Raw genomic sequence first — 19,064 nt, 5'->3', positions numbered from 1 at the left:
GTCAATCACAGGTTTGTGACGCGCGCCCGGTTTCTGCAACCAGAGCGGAGCGACCGCTACTCGGCCGCCTGAAGCTCCGCCGCGCGTGCGGCGTCCAGTTCGGCGGCCTTCTGTTCCACCAGATCGACGATGTGGTCGATCATGCCGTCGTTGGCCTGTTTGTGGGCGATCTTGCCGTTCAGATAGATCATGCCCGCGCCCTTGCCGCCGCCGGTGAAGCCGATGTCGGTATAGAGGGCCTCGCCCGGTCCGTTCACGACGCAGCCGATCACCGACAGGCTCATGGGCGTCGAGATATGGGCCAGCTTCTCTTCCAGCACCGCCACCGTCTCGATGACGTTGAAGCCCTGACGCGCGCAGGACGGGCAGGCGATGATGTTGACCCCACGGTGGCGCAGACCCAGCGACTTCAGGATGTCGAAGCCGACCTTGATCTCCTCGACGGGATCGGCGGCCAGGGACACGCGGATGGTGTCGCCGATCCCGGCCCACAACATCGACCCCAGGCCGATGGCGGACTTGATGGTGCCGGTGCGCAACGGCCCCGCCTCGGTCACGCCCAGATGAAGCGGGCAGTCGATCGCCTCCGCCAGCTGCTGATAGGCGGCGACGGTCAGGAACGGGTCGGACGCCTTTACCGAGATCTTGAACTCGTGGAAGTCGTGATCCTGCAGGATGCGCGCGTGGTTCAGCGCGCTCTCGACCATGGCGTCGGGGCAGGGCTCGCCGTATTTTTCCAGCAGTTCCTTTTCCAGCGAGCCGGCGTTGACGCCGATCCGCATCGAGCAGCCATTGTCCTTGGCCGCCTGGATCACGTCGCGGACGCGGTCGGCCGAACCGATGTTGCCAGGATTGATGCGCAGGCAGGCGGCGCCCGCCTCGGCCGCCTCGATGCCGCGCTTGTAGTGGAAGTGGATGTCGGCGACCAAGGGAACCTTGGCCTCGCGCACGATGGTCCTGAAGGCGGCGGTCGATTCCACGTCGGGGCAGGAGACGCGCACGATGTCGGCGCCGGCCTCTTCCAACTGACGGATCTGGTCGATGGTCGCCGCCGCATCCGTCGTCGGCGTATTGGTCATCGACTGGACGCTGATCGGGGCGTCGCCGCCCACCAGGACGGAGCCGACGCGGATCTGGTGGCTCTTGCGACGCTCGATGTGGCGCCAGGGTCGGACGTGGGTGTGGTCGCTCATGGGAGCATCATATAGGCCGTTGATGACGGCGGGACCACGGCCGTCGCATCAGTTCGGCGCAGGGGCGGGTGAAGAGGGCGCGGGCGCGGGGGAGGGCGTCGCGGCCGCCTGGGTCCGGGCCTGAGCGGCCTGAGCCTGGGCGGCCTGAGCCTGGACCTGGGCGCGCGCCTGGCTGGCGGCCAGCGCCTTGGCCGCCTGGTCCGCGCGACTGTTCAACTGCGCCAGCGGCGTCAGCACGCCGGCCAGCGGTCCGCCGTATTCGCCGTTCAGGAAGACGTCGAAAGCCGCCGGGTCGGACACGTCCACCGTCGCCGCCACGCCGATGGGCGCGCGCCAGGCCTCGCCCGGCGCCATCTGGCGCGCGAACAGGGCCTGACCGTCGCCCAGCCGAACGACCAGGGCGCCGGCCGTCTTGGCCTGGATCACCACCATCGAGGCGTTGGCCGAGGCGCCATAGACGGCCCCGCGCGGGTTGAACGCCTTCTGCACCGGCTCCGGATTGGCGGCGGCGGCGATCACGGCCGGATCGGTCGGATCGACCCCGGTCAGTTCGGCCTCCAGCCCCGGCGTGATGTAGAGGGCCGGCGTCGTCTGGTCGGGCGGCGCGGACATGGGTGCGCTGAGCGCGACCTGCGGATCCGGATCGGCCGCGCCGGTCCATGTCTTTGGCACGGCGGCGATATCGGACGGATGGGCGGTCTGATGCAGGCTGGCGCGCTGGAACACGTTCCAGCCGATCACGGCGACCACCACGGCGGCGATGCCAGCGACGATGCGCGGCGAATGGCGTTTCACGTCCTCGAAGGCGATGCCGATGGGCGCCTTCAGCGGCACGGAGGTGTCCGGGCTCTCGCGCTTGAATCGCTCGACGGCGGTCTGTTCGTCGAGCGAAAGGGCCGAGGCGTAGGCCCTTACATAGCCCAGGGCGAAGACGCGCGAGGGCAGGGACGACCAGTCGTTCTGCTCCAGGGCGGTCAGGAACCGGCGATGCACCTTGGTCTCTGCTGCCAGTTCGGCCGGCGACTTTCCCGACCGCTCGCGGGCGGCCCGAAAACCGTCGCCCAGGGTCGCGGCGTCGACGAAGGCGGCCGTCGGATCCGGCCGGTCCGCAATGCTTTCGATCGCCTCGGGGGCGACCCCCGCATTCAGCGTCATGACGCCTGACCCCATGTCCGGGAAACACAGCGCCGACGCGCCGTTCACAGGGCCCGAGATAGACGATTGCGCGCCGACCAGCAACGCCGCCCTTGCGTCCAGACACCAGCGTCCAGACGCCTGGGATCAGACGGCGACGTTCAGCTTGCGCGCCAGGGATTCAATCTCGTTTCGAACCGAGCCCGTGGACAGGTTCAGCAGATTGGCCATGCCGCGCCGGGCCGCATTCAGGTCCGCCGACAGGATCATCCGCTTGACCGGCCCGACACCGCCCGCCGGCGCCGACAGTCGGGTGAAGCCCAGCACGATCAGGGCGAAGGCCTCCAGCGGCCGTCCCGCCAGTTCGCCGCAGATCGAGACCGGCGTGCCGGTGTCGGCGCAGGCCTTCTGGATGGTCTGGAGCGCCCGCAGGGTCGGCGGCGACAGCGGGTCGTAGCGATCCGACACCAGCGGATTGGTCCGGTCGGCCGCGTACATGTACTGGAACAGGTCGTTGGTGCCGATGGAGACGAAATCCGTCAGCGGCAACAGGGCGTCCAGATGCCACAACAGGGACGGGCATTCGACCATCGCCCCGACGCGCAGCAGGGCGGGCAAGGCGCGCCCGCGACGCCGCGCCCAGGCGCATTCGATATCGACCAGCTCGCGCGCGGCCCGGAATTCGTCCACCGTGGCGATCATGGGGAACATGACGCGCAGTTCGCGCCCCGCCCCCGCCGCCAGCAGCGCCCGCAGCTGCATCCGCAACAGCGACGGCCGGTCCAGACCCAGGCGGATGGCGCGGCGGCCCAGCGCGGGGTTCTCTTCGCGCTCGGCCTCCAGATAGGGCAGGACCTTGTCGCCGCCGATGTCAAGGGTGCGGAAGGTGACGGGTTTGTCGCCCGCTGCGTCCAGCACCAGCTTGTAGAGCGCCGTCTGGGCGTCCAGCCGGGGCAGTTCGTCCGAGACCATGAACTGGAACTCGGTGCGGAACAGGCCGATGCCCTCGGCGCCCGTCTCGACCATGTTTTCCAGATCGACCGCCAGACCCGCATTGGTCAGAACCGTGATCCGCTGACCGTCCAGGGTCACGGCCGGCACGTCGCGCAGCTGGGCGAACTCGGCCTGGCGCTGTTCGCGCACGGCCATGCGCGACTGCACCGCCTCCAGCATATCGGGACGGGGGCGCAGATAGGTCTCGCCGGTCTCGCCGTCGGCGATGACCATGTCGCCTTCCGACAGTCGGTCGCGCAGGCCCATCAGACGACCGACGCACGGGATCTGCAGCGCGCGCGCAACGATGGCGGCGTGGCTGGCGGCCGAACCCTCTTCCAGCAACAGCCCCTTCAGCTTATCGCGCGGATATTCCAGCAGGTCGGCGGGGCCCAGGTTTCGCGCCACCAGGATGGCGTCGTCGGGCAGTTCGCGCTCGCCCGGCTTGTCGCCCGCCAGCACCCGCAGCAGCCGGTTGGCCAGATCCTCGAAGTCGTGCAGCCGTTCGCGGATATAGGGGTCGCGCGCCTGGGCGAAGCGGGCGCGGTGTTCGTTCCTGACCCGGTCCACCGCCGCCTCGGCCGTCAGACCGTTCCTCACCGCCTCTTCCAGCGACCGGTTCCAGCCCCGGTCGTCGGCGAACATCCGATAGGTTTCCAGAACCTCGAACGACGGACCGGCCAGGCCCTGGCCCTTGTCCAGCATGACGTCCAGGCCGCTCTTCAGCGTGGCCAGCGCCAGCTTTAGCCGCGCCTCCTCCATCGCCGGGTCATCGGAAAGCAACTTCTCGGGCGCCAGCGGCGCCTCGTGCAGAACCACATGGCCAAAAGCCAGGCCGTCGGCGAACTTCTGGCCCTTCAGCCGCTCGGGCCGGTGCGGCGCCAGCTCCACGTCGCGCAGTTCGTCCTGGGCCAGCAGTTCGCCCGACGACACCGTTTCGGACAGGACCATGGCGATGGTCTGGATGTCCTCGACCTCTTCCTCGTCATAGCGCCGCTCGGTGCGGTTCTGAACGACCAGGACGCCGATGGCCCGACCGCCGCGCAGCAGCGGGGCGCCCAGGAAGGCGTGATAGGGGTCTTCGCCAGTCTCGGGGCGATAGGAGAAGGACGGGTGCGACGGCGCGTCCGACAGGCTGATGGGCTGGGCCATCCGCGCCACCTCGCCCACCAGGCCCTCGCCGGGCCGCAGCCGGGTGTTGTGCACGGCGTCGGGGTTCAGACCCTCGGTGGCGAACAGCTCGAGCTCGCCCGACGCGCGACGCAGATAGATGGAGCAGACCTCGGCGACCATCGACCGGGCGATGATCTTGACGACCATGTTCAGCCGGTCCTGCGCCGGCGTCGCGCCCGCGCCGGCCCCGCCCAGAGCCTCGCGGATCTGGCGCAGGAGGATCCGGGGTCCTCTGGTCATCGCGCCGCCTGCCGGCATCATGTCTCCCGCGCCTTTTTCGTGGATATAGGCGCCCTGTTCAGATCACCTATACTGCGTCCAGACCATAGGCCGAATGCAGGGCGCGAACGGCCAGCTCGGCGTAGGCGGCGTCGATCAGTACGCTGATCTTGATCTCGGAGGTCGAGATCGCCTGGAACTTCACGCCCTTGTCGGCCAGGGCCTTGAACATGGTCTGGGCGACGCCCGCATGGCTGCGCATGCCCACGCCGACGACCGAGACCTTGGCCACGTCCTCGTCGACGCGGATTTCCTCGAAGCCGAGCTGTTCCTTGGCGGCGGTCATCAGGTCGGCGGCGCGCACGGCGTCGCGACGGCCGGTCGTGAAGGTCAGGTTGACCGTTCCGGCGGTGCGCGACTGGCTCTGCACGATCATGTCGACGTTGACGTTGGCCTCGGCCAGGCGCGTGAAGACGTCGGCGGGGGCGTCCACCCGGTCGGACAGGCCCAGCAGGGTGATGCGGGCCTCGTCACGGCTCATGGTCACACCGGACACGATACGTTTTTCCACGATCTCCTCCTCGTCGCAGATCAGGGTTCCACCCTTGTCGGGCATGACGCCATTCGCGTCGGGTTCGATAAAGCTTGAAAGGACGCGGACCGGCACCTGTTTGGCCATGGCTAGCTCGACCGAGCGGGTCTGCAACACCTTGGCGCCCAGGGACGCCATCTCCAGCATCTCTTCGTAGGACACCTTGGCCAGGCGGCGCGCGCGGTTCTCGATGCGCGGGTCGGTCGTATAGACGCCGTCCACGTCGGTATAGATGTCGCAGGGGCAGCCCAGCGCCGCGGCCACGGCGACCGCCGACGTGTCCGAACCGCCGCGCCCCAGGGTGGTGATCTTGCCGTCCGCCGTCACGCCCTGGAAGCCGGGCACGATGGCGATCTCGCCGGCGTCGACCGCAGCGCCCAGCTTCTCGCCGGGGATATCGATGATGCGGGCGCGGGCGTGGGCGTCGTCGGTCAGGATCGGCACCTGCCAGCCCATCCACGAGCGCGCGTTGAAGCCCATGTTGCGCAGGGTCGCGGCCAACAGGCCCGAGGTCACCTGTTCGCCCGAGGCGACCACCACGTCATATTCGTCATCGCTGAGCGGCAGGCCCGCGGCGGCCGGTCCGGCGCCGTCGGTCCAGGCGACCAGTTCGTTGGTCTTGCCCGCCATGGCGGAGACGACGACGGCGACCTGTTTGCCCGCCGACACTTCGGCCGCGACGATCCGCGCCGCACGGCGAATGCGTTCGAGGTCGCCCATCGAGGTGCCGCCGAACTTCATCACCAGTCGTGTCGTGTCGGGCCGCGTCATCGTGGCGTTCCGCCCCCTGCTTGCGTGAAAGGGCGCGAAGGTTCATCCCTCGCGTCATGACCGCTTCTAACGGCGCCGCTCCGTCTCGCCTACCCCAACAGGGGCATGGTTTTTCGCAAAATTCGTCCGAAACGGCGTTCGGCGCATCGATCGACCCCGCCGACGTGGCGCGCTTCTCGGCCCAGGCGGCCGAATGGTGGGACGCGCACGGGCCGTTCGCGCCGCTGCACCGCTTCAATCCCGCGCGGCTGGCGTTGATCCGCGACCAGCTTTGCACGCGGTTGGGCCGCGATCCCAAGGCGCGGGCGCCGTTCGAAGGTCTGACCCTGTTGGACGTGGGGTGCGGCGGCGGACTGATCGCCGAGCCGATGCGGCGTATGGGCTTTGACGTCACCGCCATCGACGCCTCGTCCGAAAACATCGGCACGGCCCGCGCGCACGCCGACATGGTCGGCCTGGATATCGCCTATCGCGCCGCCACGGTCGAACAGATCGAGGCGGAAGGCGCGGGGCCGTTCGACGTGGTCCTGACGATGGAGGTGATCGAACACGTCGCCGATCCCGAAAGCTTCGTGCGCGCCTGTTCGCGCCTGGTCCGGCCGGGCGGGGTGATGATGGTCGCCACCCTGAACCGCACGCTGAAGTCGCTGGCCCTGGGCAAGGTGGCGGCGGAATACATTCTGCGCTGGGTGCCGGCCGGCACCCACGACTGGCGCCAGTTCCTGAAGCCCGATGAAATCCGCACGATGCTGGCCACAGAGCCGGTGACGGTCGAGGGGCCCTATGGCCTGAACTACGACCCGCTTCACGACCGATGGAGCGAGACCGACGATGCGGGCATCAACTATATGATGGTCGCGACGCGCAACGCCGCCTGAAATGCAAAAAGGCCGCCCCGAAGGGCGGCCTTTCTTTCTGACCGAACCTCGTCGCTAGACCTTCGAAGCCCGGCTCCGCGTCCAGGCGTACAAGCCAAACACCGCGACAGCGAAGCCGACGATGCCCGCCAGCATGGCCGGCCAGGCCGAGCCCTCGGGCAGCATGGCGAAGGGCGCGTCGTCCCGGGTCGCCACGATGACGCCGGCGGTGAAGACGCCGAACAGGCTTTCGCCGACGATCAGGCCCGAGGCCAGCAGCACGCCCATCCGGCGCGCCACGTCGGCGTAGCGGGTGGATGAGACCGCCTTGTCGTAGATCCAGCCGGCGACGGCGCCGATGACCAGCATGGTGGTGACCGCAGCCGGCAGATAGAAGCCGATGCCGACGGCCAGCGGCGGCAGCTTGACCTTGCCCTTGGTCGCCTTCGACACGACCGCGTCCAGCACGATGATGACCACGCCGATCGCCGCGCCCAGACCGATCAGGTCCCAGCGCAGGTCGCCGCCGATGACGCCGCGCGCCAGGGCCGAGATCAGGGTCGCTTGGGGCGCGGCCAGGGTCTTGGCGCCTTCCACGATGGCGGGCGGGCCGCCTTCGAAGCCGAAGGCCTGGTTCAGCAGGTTCAGGATGAAGGGGATCACCAGGGCGCCGGCGCCGACGCCGACGATCAGCGCCACCTGCTGGCGCCACGGCGTGGCCTCGACCAGCTGGCCGGTCTTCAGGTCCTGAAGATTGTCATTGGCGATGACGGCGACGGCGAAGACGACCGCCGTCACGATCAGGGCGAAGGCGATGATCGACGGATCGGCCGGCACGCCGGCGATGGCCATGACGCCCAGCATCAACAGGGAGGCGATGACGATGGCCAGGATGCCGACGCCCGACACGGGGCTGTTCGACGAGCCGATCAGACCGGCCATATAGCCGCAGATGGCCGCCACGGCGAAACCGATCAGCACCACATAGACCAGGCCGCCGATCACCAAGAGCGGCGTCGATCCCGCCAGGGCCGGGGCGCTCTGGGCGAACCAGGCCAGGAGGCCGGCGATGCCGACCAGGCAGGCGACCGAAACGCCGCCCACCAACTTGATCGGCAGGTCCTGTTCGGTGCGCTCAAGCACTTCGCCGTGGGCGCGTTTGGCGTTGGCGGCCAGCGCCGAGGTCAGGCCGCCGATCAGCGGACCGGCCAGTTTGATCAGGGTCCAGATGGCGGCGACGCCGATGACGCCCGCGCCCATGAACCGCACTTCGCGCGCCCAGACAGTGGTCGCCAGCTCCTCGGCCGGCGCGCCGGCGGGCAGGGTCGAGGCGATCGACGGGATGCCGTGCGCCGTCAGCCAAGCGATGGTGTCCGGGCTGGTCAGGATCGGCACGGCGATGGCCCAGGCCAGCACCAGGCCGAACAGCTGCGCCAGACCGACCGTCAGGCCGATCAGATGCCCGGCGCCCAGCAGGGCGAACTGCATGCCGAAGCCCATGCCCGTCGCCCCGCCGCCCAGCGCGGCGGGCAGCTTGAAGAACTTGGCCGCTTCGCCCGCGAAGACCCGACCCGCGACCAGCAGGGCGTAGCCCGACGACACCACAGCGCCGGCGACCACGACCCACAGGCCCGACTTGTTCTCGCGCACCGCGCTTTCGGTCTGCTCGGCCCCGCGCGAGCCGACCTTCAGCACCTCGGCGGCGGCGACGCCTTCGGGGTAGGGCAGGCCGCCATTGACGACCAGCGCCCGACGCAGCGGGATCGAGAAGGTCACGCCCAGCACGCCGCCCAGGATGCAGATCGCCACTGATTGCCAGAACGGAAACTCCAGCCACCAGCCGATCATCACCAGGCCCGGCAGGACGAAGATGATCGAGCTCATGGCCCCGCCGACCGAGGCCACGGTCTGGACGGTCATATTTTCCCAGATGGTCGAGGTGCGGAACGCCCGCAGCACCGCCATCGAGATCACCGCCGCCGGAATGGCCGAGGCGAAGGTCAGGCCGACAAGCAGGCCGAGGTAGGTGTTGGCGGCGGTGAAGATTACCGCCAGCAGGCAGCCCAGCACCAGGGCGCGGAGCGTAAGTTCTAGCCGACCCTTGGGGGCGGCGGCGGCGTCTGTCATATGCGAGGTCCCACGTTTGCGCGGACGTAAGCGCATTCTGTCGCAGGCGGCAACTGGTCGCGGTCAGATGCGAGCGCCCCCGCCGCTTGGCCCCGCGACCCGGACGGGCTAGGACCGGGCCATGCCCGAACTTCCCGAGGTCGAAACCGTCCGACGCGGCCTGACGCCGGTGCTGGAGGGCGCGCGGCTGTCGCGGGTCCGGATCAACCGGCCCGACCTGCGATTTCCCTTTCCCGAGCGTTTCGTCGAACGGCTGGAGGGGGCGACGGTCCTGCGGATCGACCGGCGGGCCAAATATCTGCTGATGCCGCTCTCGATCGGCGAGACCTGGATCACCCACCTGGGCATGACCGGCCGGTTCACCCTGGACGGAACCCTGCTGGGCGAGTTCGAGGAGGCCGCGCCCATTGCCGGCAAGCACGAACATTTCAGCGGCTGCGCCATCCGCGATGGGGCGGCGACCCGCATCGGATACGCGGACGCGCGCCGGTTCGGCTTCATGGGCCTGATCTCCAGCGATCAGATCGATAGCCATCCGTGGTTCGCCGGCCTGGGGCCCGAGCCGCTGGGCAACGGCTTTTCCGGCGCCCATCTGGTCGAGGCCTTCGCGGGCAAGAAACAGAACATCAAGGTCAGTCTGCTGGACCAGCGGATCGTCGCCGGCCTGGGCAATATCTATGTGTGCGAGGCCCTGTACCGCGCCCGCATCTCGCCCCTGGTCGCGGCCGGATCGGTGTCGAAGGCGCGGCTGGAGCGTCTGGCGACCGAGGTTCGAAACGTCCTGAACGACGCCATCGCGGCGGGCGGCTCGACCCTGCGCGACTTCGCCAACGCCGAGGGCGGCCAGGGTTATTTCCAGCACCGGTTCGACGTCTATGGCCGCGAGGGTGAGCCTTGCCGTGGCGACAAATGCACCGGCGTCGTCGCCCGCATCGTTCAGGGCGGCCGTTCCACCTTCTACTGCCCCTCCTGCCAGAAGCGATAAGCCTTCGAGGTCCGACCCATGCGCAAAATCCACCTGTGGATCAGTCTGATCGTCGGCGTCCTGGTCTGGGGCGCCTATTTCGTCCACTTCGTCCAGGGCCTGCGCGACGGCGACTTCGGCGACCTTATCTGGTGGTTCGTCGCCGCGCTGGTCGTCGCCGCCGTCGCCGAGGCCGCCGCCACCGGCCTGATCGCCCGGTTGTTCCGCCGCCGCGCGCGCGTGCTGGACGAGGGGCCGACGCTTCAGGCGGCGCTGAAGGCGGGTCACGTCGCCCTGATGCTGCTGGTCGGCCTGGTGCTGATCTCGGCGCTGATGCTCGCCCTGTCGTCCGTCTTCGGCTGGACCTTGGACCTGTCGGGCGCGCGGGGTCAGGTCATCGCCGCCAATCTTCTGCTGGGCATGGTGGTCGTGGTCGAACTGGCGCGCGCCGCCCTGACCCTGGCGCTGATGCCTCGACGATAGCGGCTGCGCTAGCGGGCCCCGCCTCGCGCCTGTATGACCGCCGTCAAAGGAGACCGACCATGGCCGACGCCTATTCCAACCTGCTGATCGAACGCCACGCCGACGGCTATGCGGTGGTGACCCTGAACCGGCCCGAGGCGCTGAACGCCCTGAACTCGGCCCTGTTCAAGGATCTGGCCGACTTCCTCGACAGCGTCGAACAGGACGACAGCGTGCGCTGCCTGATCCTGACCGGCTCGGGCGAAAAGGCCTTCGCCGCCGGCGCCGACATCAAGGAGATGGCGGACCAGACCTATGCCCAGATGTACACGGGCAACTATTTCGCCCTCGGCCACGACCGCATCACCCGGTTCAGAAAGCCGATCATCGCCGCGGTCAACGGATTCGCCCTTGGCGGGGGCTGCGAACTGGCCATGCTGTGCGACTTCATCGTCGCCTCGGACAGGGCGAAGTTCGGCCAGCCCGAGATCAACCTGGGCGTCGCGCCGGGCATCGGCGGCTCCCAGCGCCTGACCCGTCTGGTGGGCAAGTCCAAGGCCATGGACATGGTCCTGACCGCCCGGATGATGAATGCGGCGGAGGCTTTAGCGTCGGGCCTCGCCTCGCGTGTCTTCCCGCACGACACCCTGCTGGATGAAACCCGCAAGATCGCCGCCAAGATCGCTTCGCAAAGCCCGCTGGCGATCATGGCCAACAAGGAGATGGTCAACGCCGCGCTGGAGACGACCCTGACCCAAGGCGTCCAGTTCGAACGCCGCCTGTTCCACTCCCTGTTCGCCTTCGAGGACCAGAAGGAGGGCATGTCCGCCTTCGTCGAAAAGCGCAAACCCGAGTTCAAGGGGCGATAGGTCGCACGCACGCGTCAACCGATCGCCGTGATCGGGCGTTAGGGGCGGATGATGATCCGCCTTTTCGCCTCGCTCCTTGCGACCCTGTTCGTCCTCGCCCCGGTCGCCGTCCAGGCCCAATCCCAGACCCAAGCTCAGGCTCCGGCCTTCAGCTCCAGCCGCATCATCGTCGAGACGCGCGGGCGGGGGGCGGACATCATCTTCATCCCCGGCCTGGGCTCGACCGGCTCGGCCTGGCGTTCGACGGCGGATCGGCTCGATGACCGTTACCGGGTGCATCTGGTCACCCTGCGCGGCTTTGGCGAGACCCAGATCGGCGACAATGTCAGCGGCGGTCTGGCCGGCCCCGCCGCCAGCGAGATCGAACGCTACGTCCGCGAGCAGCGCATCGACCGTCCCGCCGTGATCGGCCATTCGCTGGGCGGACAGATCGCCCTGCGCGTCGCCGCCGATATGGGCGACCGGATCGGCCGCGTCATGGTGGTCGATTCCTCCCCCTTCTTCCCGTCCCTGATCGACGCGCGCACCACTTCGGATCAGGTCGAACCCCTGGCCCGGCTGGGCTATCAGGCCCTGCTCCTGTTCGGGGATCAGGCGCTGAAGTCGCAGGTCGCGGCCTTTGGCGTGGACATGGGGCTGGCCGGCGACATGGTGTTCCAGGGGCTAGGGCTTCAGGGCGGCGACCGGCGCGTCCTGGCCCAGGGTCTGTATGAGGCCCTGACCGTCGATCTGCGGCCCCGCCTGTCGCAGATCACCGCCCCGGTTACTGTCGTCTATGGCTGGACCCGCGATCCCGACGCGCCCCGCAACCGGTTGGAGGGGCTGTATCGCTACGGCTTCGAAGGCTTGCCGCGCACGGCCCGGTTCGAGCGGATCGAAGGCGCCGAACACCAGGTGATGATCCAACAGCCGCAGCGGTTCCTGGCGGCGGTGCAGCGGTTCCTGAGCTGACGCTCAATCCTTCAGCGCATCCACGACCACGCCCTCGGTCAGCAGTTGCGGCAGGATTTCCGGCTCGGCCCGACCCGGTCGATAAAGCAGATACAGGGGCACGCCCGAGCGCCCATGCGCCTGAAGCTCACGCGTGATGGCGTCGTCGCGCCGGGTCCAGTCGCCGACCAGATAGGCGGCGTTCGCTTCGCGCATCGCCTTGGTGACACGAGGCGAAGACAGGGCCGCGCGTTCGTTGATCTTGCAGGTCACGCACCAGTCGGCGGTCAGATTGACCAGCACGGGGCGCCCGGACGCGGTCGCTGCCTTCACCGCCGCCGCCGACCAGGGCTGGGCCGCCAGCAAGCCGATGTCGCCTTGCGGCGCGGCGTCCGCATCCCGCGCTGCGCCGGCCGCAACGCCTGCTAGGCCCAGCGCCAGAACGCCGACGACGATCGCGCAGATCGTGGTCAGGATCGGACGTTCATCACGCTGGCGCGCCGCTTGCGCCAGGCCTGTCAGCCAGGCCGTCAGGGCCAGCAGCAGCGCCGCCGTCAGCAGCAGCCCCAAGGCGTCGACGCCGCCCTGTCGCGTGAACACCCACAACAGCCACAGCGCCGCCCCATACATGGGAAAGGCCAGCAGACCCTTCAGCCGCTCCATCCAGACGCCCGGTCGCGGCAAGCGCGACAGCAGGCCGGGCGACAGGCTGATCGCCAGATAGGGCAGGGCCAGACCCAGCCCCAGCATCAGGAACACGGCCAGCGCCATCGGCCAGGACAGGACCAGGGCCGCGCCGAGCGCTGCGGCCATGAAGGGCGCGGTGCAGGGCGCTGCAACGACCACGGCCAGCACCCCGGTGAAGAAGGCGCCCGCCGATCCGGGCAGGCGCGACAGGGGGCCGGACCCCGCGTTCTGCAATCCGGCGCCCACATGGAAGACGCCCGACAGGTTCAGCCCGACCAGCAGCATGACCAGGGCCAGAGCCGCGACCACGCCCGGCGACTGAAGCTGGAACCCCCAGCCGATCGCCTGACCCGCCCCCCTTAGCGCCAGCAGAACGCCAGCCAGAACCAGGAAGCTGACCAGCACCCCGGCTGTGAAGGCCAGGCCGTCGCGCCGCGCCCGCGCCGGATCATGCGCCGCCGCCGAAAGCGACGCCGCCTTCATCGCCAGAACCGGGAAGACGCACGGCATCAGGTTCAGCACCAGCCCGCCCAATAGCGCAAGGCCCAGCGCCTGAAGAAAGACCAGAGCGCCGGTCTTCGCCGGCGTCGCCGTGGTTTCGTCCAGCGGCTTCAGCGCCCCGCCGCCTTGGGCGCCCGCCAGAGGCACGCCCGGCTCCGCCGTGATCTCCCACGCGCCCTTGTCGGTCGCCAGGACCCCGCTCAGCGCCGTCTGCGTGGCATCCTTGCCGGCCGTCAGCGTCAGGGTCAGGCCGTTGGACCCCCGCTGGCCCGACTGGGCCGCCGCATGGTCGATCCGCCCGCCGTCGAAAGGATAGAAATAGACTTGGCCGATGTCGGCGCCCGCCTGGTCACCAGAGAGCGGCCCGCCGGTGGCGGTCAGAATCAGCTGGCCGCCCTGACGCGTGACGCGCGCCTCGATCCCGGCCGGGCGCGGCGCGGTTTCGACCAGCCGCTCGATCTCCTCGCCCCAGGGTTTGGCCAAGGGCGCTGCGCCCTCGCGCACCGGCAGGGCCAGCGACAGGGGCATCGGCTCGGGCACGCACTCACGGTCGCTGCACACCAGGAACATCGCGTCCGTCGTCAGGGTCAGCACTTCGCCCGGCCGCGCCGTCGGCGGCACATGGATCGGCACGGGCAAGAGCACCGCGCCCGAATAGCCATAGTTCATAAGGCTCATCAGCCGCTGGCGGCTGGGCAGGGGCCACAGGATCGGCTCGGCGGTCACCCCGGCGGGCAGGGTCCAGATCAGGCTGGTCGCACCGCCGCTGTCGCCGGGATTGCGCCAATAGGTGTGCCAGCCGGGCGCGATCTTCTGGCGCACCGCCACCACGGTCGTCGAACCAGGCGCGACCCATTGCGACATCGGGACCAATTCGGCCTCGATCCGTTCGGTCCGCTGCGGCCCGAAGGCGACGACGCCCGTGGGTTGGCTCTGCACCGGCTGGGCGACGGTCGCCGAAACGCCCGTCAAACTAATCAGCAGGCCGAGGAGAAGAGCAAAGAGGCGCAAACGCGTGTTCCGACAGGCGAGGGGAGCGCCGCAACCTAATGCGTCACGCGTCCCCGCGCCATCGCTGCGCCCGCCCCCGCGTCGATCAGCGCGGATAGGCCTCGTAGATCACTTCCGCACGGCGCCGCAGCGGTTCGTCATTGCCGGCTGCGGTCGTGGCTCCCGCATCGCCTGCGGCGTTCATCTCAAAGATCGGCGCCGGCAGGCCCGCCTGGGTCAGCGCCGCAACCACCGTCTGTGCGCGCCGCTGCGACAGGTTCAGATTGGCTTCAGGCGTTCCCGTGGCGTCGGCCAGGCCCACCACGCGCACCTTGCGCACGTCGCAATCCTTGGCCTTCTCGGCCGCCGCGTGCAGCACCATCGCCGCCGGCTCCGTCAGCCGCGCCTGGTTCTCCAGGAAATAGACATCGAAACGCCCCGGCGCGCACAGCGATTCGCCCACCACCAGCGCTTCGCGCTTGGGCATCGGCGCGCACGCCGCCAGAATTCCCACGGCCGCCACAGCCAGACCCATCGATCGCTTCATCTCAGCCCTCCTCCGGCTCGGCCGGCCCATTACGCAAAAGAGGCGGCCCGTCGTCCGACAGGCCGCCTCTTCAACCTAGCGCCGGTCGCGGACCTTCGCGACCGGCATTTGATCACTGATCAATAACGGCGCTGACCGTTGTCCCAGTAGCACTCGTCCTGGCGATTATCGTAGCAGTAGTAGTAACGGCCTTGATTGTCGCGGTAGCGCTGCTGGTTGTTGCGGTCCTGGTTCGAGCCGCGGATGGCGCCGGCGGTGCCGCCCAGGGCGCCGCCGATCAGGGCGCCGGTCGCAGCGTTGCCGCCGCCGACGTTGTTGCCGATGATGGCGCCGGCGACGGCGCCCAGGCCGGCGCCGATGGCGCCCTGGCGGACAGTTTCGTTCGTGCCGTTGTTATAGCCGTACGGGTCGCTGGCGCAGGCCGAAGCCAGCAGGCCGGCGCCGGCAATCGCGATAATCGCCTTTTTCATGATGAATTCCTTTGTCCCTGGGTGTTGGCCCCTGTGGGCAGCAAACGTGTCCTCGCGGCATAGGTTCCGCACAGACAAGCTGGGTCTGAAACTATGGTGACGCTTGGGCGGAACGACGGCGCCCGCGAGGCGTTCGGCCGCCATGACCGATGTCGCCCAACCCCCCTCCGACGCAGACGACCAGCCTGCGTTGACGCCCCACGCGCAGATCCGGCACGCCGTGATGCTGGTCAATCCGCTGTCAGGCAGCGTCGGTCCACGCGCCGCCGGCGAGGCCGAAGCCCTGTTGGGGCAGTATGACCTCAGGGCCGAGGTCGTGTCGTTCGAAGGGGGCAACTTCGACCAGATCATCGCCGACGCCTTCGCCGCCAAGCCGGACGTAATCTTCGTTCTGGCCGGCGACGGCACGGCGCGCTCGGTGGCGTCGAAGGCCAAGCCGGATGGTCCGATGATCGCGCCCCTGCCCGGCGGTACGATGAACATGTTGCCCAAGGCGCTTTACGGCACCGCCGACTGGAAGCTGGCGCTGAAGCGGGCGCTGGAGGAGGGCGAGCCCCAGGCCGTGTCAGGCGGCGAGGTTGAGGGCGAATATTTCTACTGCGCCGCCATTCTGGGATCGCCGGCCCTGTGGGCGCCGGCGCGCGAGGCGATGCGGACCGGCAAGATCAAACTGGCCTGGCAATACGGCCGTCGCGCCCTGAAGCGCGCCTTTTCGGGGCGCCTGCGCTTCGCCCTGGACGGCGGAGAAAAACGCCGCACCGAGGCGCTGGTGCTGATCAGCCCGATGATCTCCAAGGCGATGGAGGACCCCATCGGACTGGAAGCGGCCGCCATGGACCCCAGCGATGCGACCCAGGCCTTCCGCCTGGCCGCGACCGCCCTGTTCAGCGATTGGCGCCACGATCCGGCCGTCTCGACCCGACCGGCCAAGCGGATCGAGGTGCGCGCGCGTTCCAAGATCCCGGCTGTCATCGACGGCGAGCCGCTGCTGCTGAAGCCCGAGGCCGTGATCCGCTTCGTGCCCAAGGCTTTCAAGGCGCTGGCGCCCAAGCCGCCGTCAGCCGAGGACAGTATCTGATGGGCCGCGTTCTTCAGTTCTCTGACGTTCATTTCGGCTGCGAGCACAAGCGCGCCTGCGCGGCCGCTCTGGAATACGCCCACGCGACGCCCAACGATCTGGTGCTGATCACCGGCGACATCACGCAAAAGGGTTTCCCCGACGAGTTCAAGGCGGCGGGCGAATGGATGCGGGCCATGCCCGAGCCGCGCTTTGTTATCGTGGGCAATCATGACGTGCCCTATTGGGACGCCGTCGCGCGGGTCTTTCATCCCTGGCGCGCCTTCGAGACCGAGACCGGGTTTCCCGCCCACGACGGCCAATTCCGCAGCGACACGGTCATGGTGCGCGGCGTCGTCACCGCGCGCGGCTGGCAGGCGCGCCCCAACTGGTCGAAGGGGGTCATCGACCTGGACCAGACGCGGCGCGCGGCGGAGGCCCTGCGTCAGGCGCCGATCGGCGCGCTGCGGATCCTGGCCTGTCACCATCCGTTGATCGAGATGGTCGGCACGCCGATGACCGGCGACGTCAAGCGCGGCGACGAGGCGGCCCTGATCTTCGCCGAGGCGGGGGTCGATCTGATCATGACCGGCCACGTCCATGTGCCGTTCGCCATGCCGATCCCGCTGGCGGATCGCTGCTCCTACGCCGTCGGCTGCGGGACGCTGTCGCATCGCGAGCGCGGCGCGCCGCCTGGCTTCAACCAGATCGACTGGGACGCCAAGACGATCACCGTCACGGCCCTGGCCTGGGATGGAACGAGCTATCGCTCGCATCAGGTGTGGCGACTGCCGCGCCGTCAGGACACCCGCAAGGCGACCACCGCGCCCAGCCCGGTCGAGCCCGGCGCGCTGGAGAAGGCGGCGGTCTGAGCCTGTCTCCTCCCCATTTCATGGGGAGGTGGCTCGAAGCGTAGCGGAGAGACGGAGGGGTTTCTTGCTGCATCGCAGCGCCGGTGCGACGTTAAGAACCCCTCCACCCCGCTTCGCGCGGTCCCCCTCCCCACGCTGTGGGGAGGAGACGGCCGGGATCACCGGAACGGCGGCTCGTCGAAGGCGCGCAGTTTGCGCGAGTGCAGCTTGGAGCCTTCGCTGCGCATCAGGTCGACCGCCTGGATGCCGATCTGCAGGTGTTCGGAGATCGAGCCTTCGTAGAAGCGGTTGGCCTGACCCGGCAGTTTGATCTCGCCGTGCAGCGGCTTGTCCGACACGCAAAGCAGCGTCCCGTAGGGTACGCGGAAGCGATAGCCCTGGGCCGCGATGGTGGCGCTTTCCATGTCGATGGCGACGGCTCTGGACTGGTTGAAGCGCAGGGCCGACTTGGAATAGCGCAGCTCCCAGTTCCGGTCGTCGGTGGTGACAACGGTGCCGGTGCGCAGGCGAAGTTTGACCTCGTCGCCCGGCATGCCGCTGACCGACTTGGTGGCGTCATAGAGCGCGCGCTGAACCTCGGCGATCGACGGGATCGGAATGTCGGGCGGCAGCACCGCGTCCAGCACGTGATCGTCGCGCAGATAGGCGTGGGCCAGCACATAGTCGCCGATGGTCTGACTGGCGCGCAGGCCCCCGCAGTGACCGATCATCAGCCAGACATGCGGACGGGTGACCGCCAGGTGATCCGTGATCGTCTTGGCGTTGGACGGGCCGACGCCGATGTTGACCAGGGTCACGCCCTTATGGCCCGGCGCGGTCAGGTGATAGGCCGGCATCTGGTGCTTCTTCCAGGCCGTGTCGCTGATCGCCGCCTCGGGGTTGGGCGTATCGCGGGTGATCACCACGCCGCCGGCGCAGGACAGGGTCTGATACGGCGAACCGGGCGTCCGAAGCTGCTCGATGGCCCAACGCACGAACTCATCGACATAGCGATTGTAGTTGGTGAACAGGACATAGGACTGAACGTCGTCCACCGGCGTGCCGGTGTAGTGTTTCAGCCGCGCCAGCGAAAAGTCGGTCCGCAGGCCGTCGAAGTGCGACAGGGGGAAGTCGCCGCCCATTTCGAACAGGCCGTCGGCGATCTCGTCGCCGATATGGGCCAGGTCCGTAGTGGGGAACCAGCGCGCAAGAGCCGCCGTCATCGACCGGTCCAGCGCGACCTCCAGCCCGTCGGTCACATAGGGGAAGGGGATCTCCTGGCGGGACAGGCCGACCTCGAAGGTCGCATTATATTCCTGCTCCAGCAGGCCCAGCTGTTCGGTCAGATAGGGGCGGAAAAGGTCGGGCCGCGTGATCGTGGTCGAATAGCTGCCCTGTCTCGACAGCCGGGCGTAGGCGCGCGGCTCCAGGTCCTGGGGGCGATCCCCGTCCCAGCGGATGCGAAGTTCGGGATAGGCGAACACCCCTTCGGCGCGTTTGACCGGATCGGGCCGCGCGCCGGTATTGACGAAATCCCGCACGGCGTCGCGCAGGTTGGTCACGGATTGGGTGTAGAGGGTTTCGAGGCGGTCCAGCGCCGCCTGTGCTGTCATCTGTTCTGTCATGACTTCCTCTAGCGAAGCTTCGCGGCTTTGGCGAGGCGTCGCCCGTTCAAAC

At 68.6% G+C, this 19,064-nt stretch carries 16 protein-coding genes; 7 read left to right on the top strand and 9 right to left on the bottom strand.

Annotated elements, in window-relative coordinates; all coding sequences use genetic code 11:
• Positions 1 to 56 precede the first annotated feature (56 nt).
• The 4 genes from ispG to JX001_RS00875 form a co-directional block, all read right to left on the bottom strand.
• Positions 57 to 1,193, bottom strand: coding sequence for a flavodoxin-dependent (E)-4-hydroxy-3-methylbut-2-enyl-diphosphate synthase (gene ispG / locus JX001_RS00890; protein ID WP_205681925.1), 1,137 nt, complete (start codon positions 1,191 to 1,193; stop codon positions 57 to 59).
• 48 nt (positions 1,194 to 1,241) lie between these two features.
• Complete coding sequence (locus JX001_RS00885) at positions 1,242 to 2,348, bottom strand: helix-turn-helix domain-containing protein (protein WP_205681924.1); 1,107 nt, start codon at positions 2,346 to 2,348, stop codon at positions 1,242 to 1,244.
• Between the two features lie 126 nt (positions 2,349 to 2,474).
• Complete coding sequence (gene ptsP, locus JX001_RS00880; protein WP_434082623.1) at positions 2,475 to 4,733, bottom strand: phosphoenolpyruvate--protein phosphotransferase; 2,259 nt, start codon at positions 4,731 to 4,733, stop codon at positions 2,475 to 2,477.
• Positions 4,734 to 4,800: 67 nt separating this feature from the next.
• Complete coding sequence (locus JX001_RS00875) at positions 4,801 to 6,075, bottom strand: aspartate kinase (RefSeq protein ID WP_017505449.1); 1,275 nt, start codon at positions 6,073 to 6,075, stop codon at positions 4,801 to 4,803.
• Positions 6,076 to 6,131: 56 nt separating this feature from the next.
• On the opposite strand from JX001_RS00875, the gene ubiG reads away from it, so the two are divergent.
• Positions 6,132 to 6,953, top strand: coding sequence for a bifunctional 2-polyprenyl-6-hydroxyphenol methylase/3-demethylubiquinol 3-O-methyltransferase UbiG (ubiG, locus tag JX001_RS00870; protein WP_205681923.1), 822 nt, complete (start codon positions 6,132 to 6,134; stop codon positions 6,951 to 6,953).
• Positions 6,954 to 7,007: 54 nt separating this feature from the next.
• Here the strand turns inward: ubiG and JX001_RS00865 are convergent, their stop codons facing one another.
• Complete coding sequence (locus JX001_RS00865) at positions 7,008 to 9,059, bottom strand: OPT family oligopeptide transporter (RefSeq protein ID WP_174085447.1); 2,052 nt, start codon at positions 9,057 to 9,059, stop codon at positions 7,008 to 7,010.
• 121 nt (positions 9,060 to 9,180) lie between these two features.
• On the opposite strand from JX001_RS00865, the gene mutM reads away from it, so the two are divergent.
• From mutM to JX001_RS00845, 4 genes are read left to right on the top strand one after another with little or no spacing between them, the layout of a single operon-like run.
• The gene (gene mutM / locus JX001_RS00860; protein ID WP_205681922.1) at positions 9,181 to 10,044 is read left to right on the top strand and encodes a bifunctional DNA-formamidopyrimidine glycosylase/DNA-(apurinic or apyrimidinic site) lyase; all 864 of its coding nucleotides are present in this window, start codon (positions 9,181 to 9,183) and stop codon (positions 10,042 to 10,044) included.
• An 18-nt stretch (positions 10,045 to 10,062) separates the two neighbouring features.
• Positions 10,063 to 10,506, top strand: a complete 444-nt coding sequence (locus tag JX001_RS00855) for a hypothetical protein (protein ID WP_205681921.1) — start codon at positions 10,063 to 10,065, stop codon at positions 10,504 to 10,506.
• A 59-nt stretch (positions 10,507 to 10,565) separates the two neighbouring features.
• Positions 10,566 to 11,354, top strand: coding sequence for an enoyl-CoA hydratase-related protein (locus JX001_RS00850; protein WP_205681920.1), 789 nt, complete (start codon positions 10,566 to 10,568; stop codon positions 11,352 to 11,354).
• A 48-nt stretch (positions 11,355 to 11,402) separates the two neighbouring features.
• The gene (locus JX001_RS00845) at positions 11,403 to 12,305 is read left to right on the top strand and encodes an alpha/beta fold hydrolase (RefSeq protein WP_205681919.1); all 903 of its coding nucleotides are present in this window, start codon (positions 11,403 to 11,405) and stop codon (positions 12,303 to 12,305) included.
• 3 nt (positions 12,306 to 12,308) lie between these two features.
• On the opposite strand, the gene JX001_RS00840 is transcribed toward JX001_RS00845, so the two are convergent.
• The 3 genes from JX001_RS00840 to JX001_RS00830 form a co-directional block, all read right to left on the bottom strand.
• Positions 12,309 to 14,483: a protein-disulfide reductase DsbD family protein gene (locus JX001_RS00840; RefSeq protein ID WP_350354482.1), complete on the bottom strand. Its 2,175-nt coding sequence runs from the start codon at positions 14,481 to 14,483 to the stop codon at positions 12,309 to 12,311.
• Positions 14,484 to 14,568: 85 nt separating this feature from the next.
• Positions 14,569 to 15,009, bottom strand: coding sequence for an OmpA family protein (locus JX001_RS00835; RefSeq protein WP_205681918.1), 441 nt, complete (start codon positions 15,007 to 15,009; stop codon positions 14,569 to 14,571).
• Positions 15,010 to 15,128: 119 nt separating this feature from the next.
• A complete protein-coding gene (locus tag JX001_RS00830; RefSeq protein ID WP_205681917.1) occupies positions 15,129 to 15,479 on the bottom strand; it encodes a YMGG-like glycine zipper-containing protein in 351 nt (116 codons plus the stop codon).
• A gap of 142 nt (positions 15,480 to 15,621) precedes the next feature.
• On the opposite strand from JX001_RS00830, the gene JX001_RS00825 reads away from it, so the two are divergent.
• Together JX001_RS00825 and JX001_RS00820 are read left to right on the top strand one after the other, a co-directional pair.
• Positions 15,622 to 16,557: a diacylglycerol/lipid kinase family protein gene (locus JX001_RS00825; protein WP_205681916.1), complete on the top strand. Its 936-nt coding sequence runs from the start codon at positions 15,622 to 15,624 to the stop codon at positions 16,555 to 16,557.
• Positions 16,557 to 17,408 carry a metallophosphoesterase family protein gene (locus JX001_RS00820; RefSeq protein ID WP_112862864.1) on the top strand — a complete coding sequence of 284 codons (852 nt, stop codon included), beginning with the start codon at positions 16,557 to 16,559 and terminating at the stop codon, positions 17,406 to 17,408. Before JX001_RS00825 ends, JX001_RS00820 begins: the two co-directional genes overlap by 1 nt.
• 158 nt (positions 17,409 to 17,566) lie before the next feature.
• On the opposite strand, the gene JX001_RS00815 is transcribed toward JX001_RS00820, so the two are convergent.
• Positions 17,567 to 19,012, bottom strand: a complete 1,446-nt coding sequence (locus JX001_RS00815) for an AMP nucleosidase (RefSeq protein ID WP_055754590.1) — start codon at positions 19,010 to 19,012, stop codon at positions 17,567 to 17,569.
• Positions 19,013 to 19,064: the final 52 nt, after the last annotated feature.

The sequence above is a fragment of the Brevundimonas fontaquae genome (assembly GCF_017086445.1).
In the GTDB taxonomy this organism is placed as follows: domain Bacteria; phylum Pseudomonadota; class Alphaproteobacteria; order Caulobacterales; family Caulobacteraceae; genus Brevundimonas; species Brevundimonas fontaquae.
Note: the sequence above shows the minus strand (reverse complement) of the source record. Positions and strands in the feature narration are given on the sequence as shown.